General features: G+C 49.1%; 4 protein-coding genes. All 4 read right to left on the minus strand.

Annotated elements, in window-relative coordinates:
* Window positions 1-459: 459 nt before the first annotated feature.
* Window positions 460-801 (minus strand): hypothetical protein, encoded by a 342-nt coding sequence (locus ABYT30_RS16990; protein ID WP_373097616.1) that lies wholly within the window; start codon window positions 799-801, stop codon window positions 460-462.
* Window positions 802-1,600: 799 nt separating this feature from the next.
* Window positions 1,601-1,954, minus strand: a complete 354-nt coding sequence (locus tag ABYT30_RS16995) for a M23 family metallopeptidase (RefSeq protein WP_373097617.1) — start codon at window positions 1,952-1,954, stop codon at window positions 1,601-1,603.
* 34 nt (window positions 1,955-1,988) lie between these two features.
* Window positions 1,989-2,399 carry a hypothetical protein gene (locus ABYT30_RS17000; protein WP_373097618.1) on the minus strand — a complete coding sequence of 137 codons (411 nt, stop codon included), beginning with the start codon at window positions 2,397-2,399 and terminating at the stop codon, window positions 1,989-1,991.
* Between the two features lie 88 nt (window positions 2,400-2,487).
* A partial coding sequence (gene ilvC / locus ABYT30_RS17005; protein ID WP_373097620.1) for a ketol-acid reductoisomerase occupies window positions 2,488-3,701 on the minus strand: 1,214 nt, incomplete at its 5' end.

Below are 3,701 nucleotides of genomic sequence, written 5' to 3' on the forward strand. Positions count from 1 at the left end.
TGAGCAGCTATCGTCAAAGTGGAAAGTTAATGGCGTTATTTATTTTGCCAAGAAAGGAGCCTTGGCTGCGCCTAACCCCCTGGGGCCAGGGCAGACACTATCGACTTATATGTATCAAATTGCAGCGGGCGTTAGTTTTACTTACAGTTTTTGTGATTGATTTCTAGTGTGCGTTTAGCGATCAAACCTAAAAAATTCGGTTTCTTGCGCAAGAGGTCAAAAAAGTGGGAAGCTGATATGAAACCTTGAGAATCGTCGTTCAAAGCGAGTCTGAAAATATTTCATGGCTTTTCCGTCGCTCCCAGAAACCCTGGGAGATCGCATGCTAGAAAACTGGTGGCGGTCGCCTTTTAGTAAAAAAGAAGGTAGCCATAAATTCTAAATAAGATGACGGTTGGAGGGCGCTTTCTAGCGCTTCAGTGGCCGCCCCACTGGGCTGGTTTTGGAGCTTGGTTAAGTTTACGGTCGCGCATGAACGCCGAGAAGTAGAGCTTTTGATTCTCCTCCACTTTTGTACGCAGCAAACAGAATATATGGGAAGCTGAACATTCCGCCCATAATAATGCTGAGGAATCCAAAAAAATAGGCTCTAGGGCCGGCCCCTTCTCGCCAAGTAACCCAAGTAGCAAGCAAGAACAAGTGGATAAGGAAGTCAATATCGAACTGGCTTCGCCACCCGAGCGCAAGTAAGTCAGCTATAGCTACAGCAGGCCAGTTCAGTCCTTGAGTTAGTGACGCTAGAGCAGTAATTGCATATATCGCAATCGTCGAGACAATCAAAAGCATTTTTAGGGTTTTCATTAAATTTACCTATTGAATAAGCGAATATCTTAAGCTTTGACACTTGCAGCTCAAGCTCGCCGAGTTTGCACAGTGACTCGCTCGAAAAACTAGTGTAACTCTTTAAATTTACACTGATTATGCTTAAATATAGTGCATGTGTATAGGTATTGTTGGTGGCGCCTCGTATGCATTATCTCGCTTTCTTGTTTGATTTTTTTAAAATTCTTGCATTGGAAAGGACTAGAATAATGAGCACTCTAATTCAGTATGCCGAGCATAAATTCTATTAAAGAAAAGCATGGAGTTTGATTCAGGTAAACAGAATATCTATAAAAGTGGTGTGTATGTCAGCTCATGTGACGTAGAGGATAAATTTCCGTTTTTATTTAACCCTTTGATTCTTGCGAAGTTGCCTTTTAGCCTTCCTTATAAGCACGTAAATAAAGCCTTGAATGATTTTCTTTATCGCCGTCATAGTCGCGCAGTCTGGGGCCAACCACTTTAACAGGAAGGTTACTGATGGCTGAGATAATGGCGATCAACTTTGGGTTGTCTAGCTCCCCCTAGAGATCTTTAGTTTTCCGGGCGCTATCGATAATGTTGGCGGCGATTACGTGCTCCGAGGCCAGTATTACTTGAGGGTTTGGCGGGAAATCTTCGGGAGGTGAGCTGTATGGTGGCTTGCTTGGCTGAAGCCCGAATTTTGGTCGCCACAGAGCTAAAAACAAGCCGAGCCAGCCGGTGGGGAGGGTAGGTGCTATGAGTATGAATACTCTTGTTTTATCTGTTGATCCTAGCTTACAGCGAGAGATCTCCTCTAGGGGCCTGACCTTTTTTCCATAGCCATTTGCTGACGACCCCCGCGGTGTAGGTCCTGGGACTCTCCTTTCCAACCAAAAGGGTCCGCTACCACGCGTTCGCCATCGGGTGTGATTTTCATGACGCTGAAATACAGGTGAGCACCGTAGGCGCAGCCTGAATCGCCTGAGAGGCCGATCTGTTCACCCGCACTGACCCGTAGGCCGACCGCGACGTCAATTCTGCTCAGGTGCACGTACTGGCTGTCAAAAATTTCGCTGTTTGATGCCTCGTGGCGGATCGTTACGATCTGCGCTGCGACTATACCTTTTGAGCCGCACTTTGAAAGGAGGTTCGCTTTGAGCGTAAGCAACCTCCCCTTCGGCTACCGCAAGCAAGGGGATACCCTAGGGTACAGACCAGTCATAACCATTGTGGAATTTTCCGCCGTCGCCCCACCGCATCGTTGTAGTTTCGCCACGCCCCGTGAGGACGCCGGAGCTGCCTTCGGTGGAGTTGGTTTTGTTGCTGAGCTGTCCGAATGGGAGGTCATGGTCGGAGGACCAGCTATTGGCGTAATCGCCTTTGAATGGCTTTTGGAATAGGCGCAGCACCTGATTGTTGGTGCTGGGTTCTAGTCCAGCAACTTCGTTGTTGCCGCTGTTATCACCGCTATCACTGCCCTTGGAACCGCTAAGGCTGAATACCGCAAAGGAAGGCGCTGTTGGGGTTGGTTCATATACAAGCTGGCTCTCTGAGCGGCACAGACGAACTCTGCTGCGTATTGGATTTGGGGACGAGAATTTAGTGTACCCCATTATAAAAAATCCCCGCACAATGGCGAGGACTTTGTCAGTAGTCAGTGGGACCCTTGTGAGGCCCACTGCCATATTGAAAAACGTATTTTTAAACGATTTTCTTCATTGCAGTCATGTAACCGCGCAGTCTGCGGCCAACAACTTCAACTGGGTGGTTGCGAATCGCCGCGTTAACGGTGATCAGCTCTTGGTTGTCTACGCCCAGATCTTTAGTGTTCAAGCCTTTGCCGATGATGTCAGTAGAAACCTTGCTCATAAAGTCTTTGAGCAATGGGCGGCAGGCGTGATCGAACAGGTAACAGCCGTATTCAGCGGTGTCTGAAATAACAACGTTCATTTCATACAGCTTGCGACGGGCAATCGTGTTGGCGATCAGTGGCGTTTCGTGCAGCGACTCGTAGTAAGCAGACTCTGGCTCCATGCCGGCAGCAACCATGCACTCGAACGCCAGTTCAACACCGGCTTTACACATTGCAACCAACAAAATGCCGTGGTCGTAGTACTCTTGCTCGCTGATTGCGACATCGCCAGCAGGGGTCTTTTCAAAGGCTGTTTCTGCGGTGGCAGCGCGCCAAGCGTGCAGGTTTTTGTCGTCGTTCGCCCAGTCTTCCATCATGGTCTTAGAAAAGTGGCCGCTAATGATGTCGTCTTGGTGCTTTTCGTACAGCGGGCGCATGATGTCTTTCAGCTCTTCGGCCAAATCAAAGGCTTTGATTTTGGCAGGGTTGCTAAGACGATCCATCATATTGGTGATGCCGCCGTGCTTCAGGCCTTCGGTTACTGTTTCCCAGCCGTACTGAATTAGTTTAGACGCGTAGCCTGCGTCGATGCCTTGCTCAACCATTTTGTCGAAGCACAGGATCGCGCCAGTTTGCAGCATGCCGCAAAGAATGGTCTGCTCACCCATCAGGTCAGACTTAACTTCAGCAATTGGTGAAGATTCCAGAACACCGGCGCGGTCGCCGCCAGTACCAGAGGCCAGTGCCTTGGCAATGGCCATGCCTTCGCCTTTAGGATCGTTTTCGCGGTGAACCGCGATCAGGGTTGGAACACCAAAGCCGCGCTTATACTCTTCGCGCACTTCAGTGCCGGGGCATTTGGGGCACATCATCACAACGGTGATGTCTTTACGGATCTGCATACCTTCTTCAACCAAGTTAAAGCCGTGTGCATAATCCAAGCAAGCGCCTTCTTTCATTAATGGCATAACGGCGTTAACAACAGGTGTGTGCTGCTTGTCTGGTGTAAGGTTCATCACCACGTCAGCAGTGGGGATCAGTTCTTCGTAGGTGCCAACGGCAA

The organism is Zhongshania sp., assembly GCF_041623545.1.
GTDB lineage: Bacteria > Pseudomonadota > Gammaproteobacteria > Pseudomonadales > Spongiibacteraceae > Spongiibacter.

Coding starts and splice junctions, on each gene's coding strand:
- ABYT30_RS16990 (WP_373097616.1), bottom strand. CDS start 801: ATGAAAACCCTAAAAATGCTTTTGATTGTCTCGACGATTGCGATATAT.
- ABYT30_RS17000 (WP_373097618.1), bottom strand. CDS start 2,399: ATGGGGTACACTAAATTCTCGTCCCCAAATCCAATACGCAGCAGAGTT.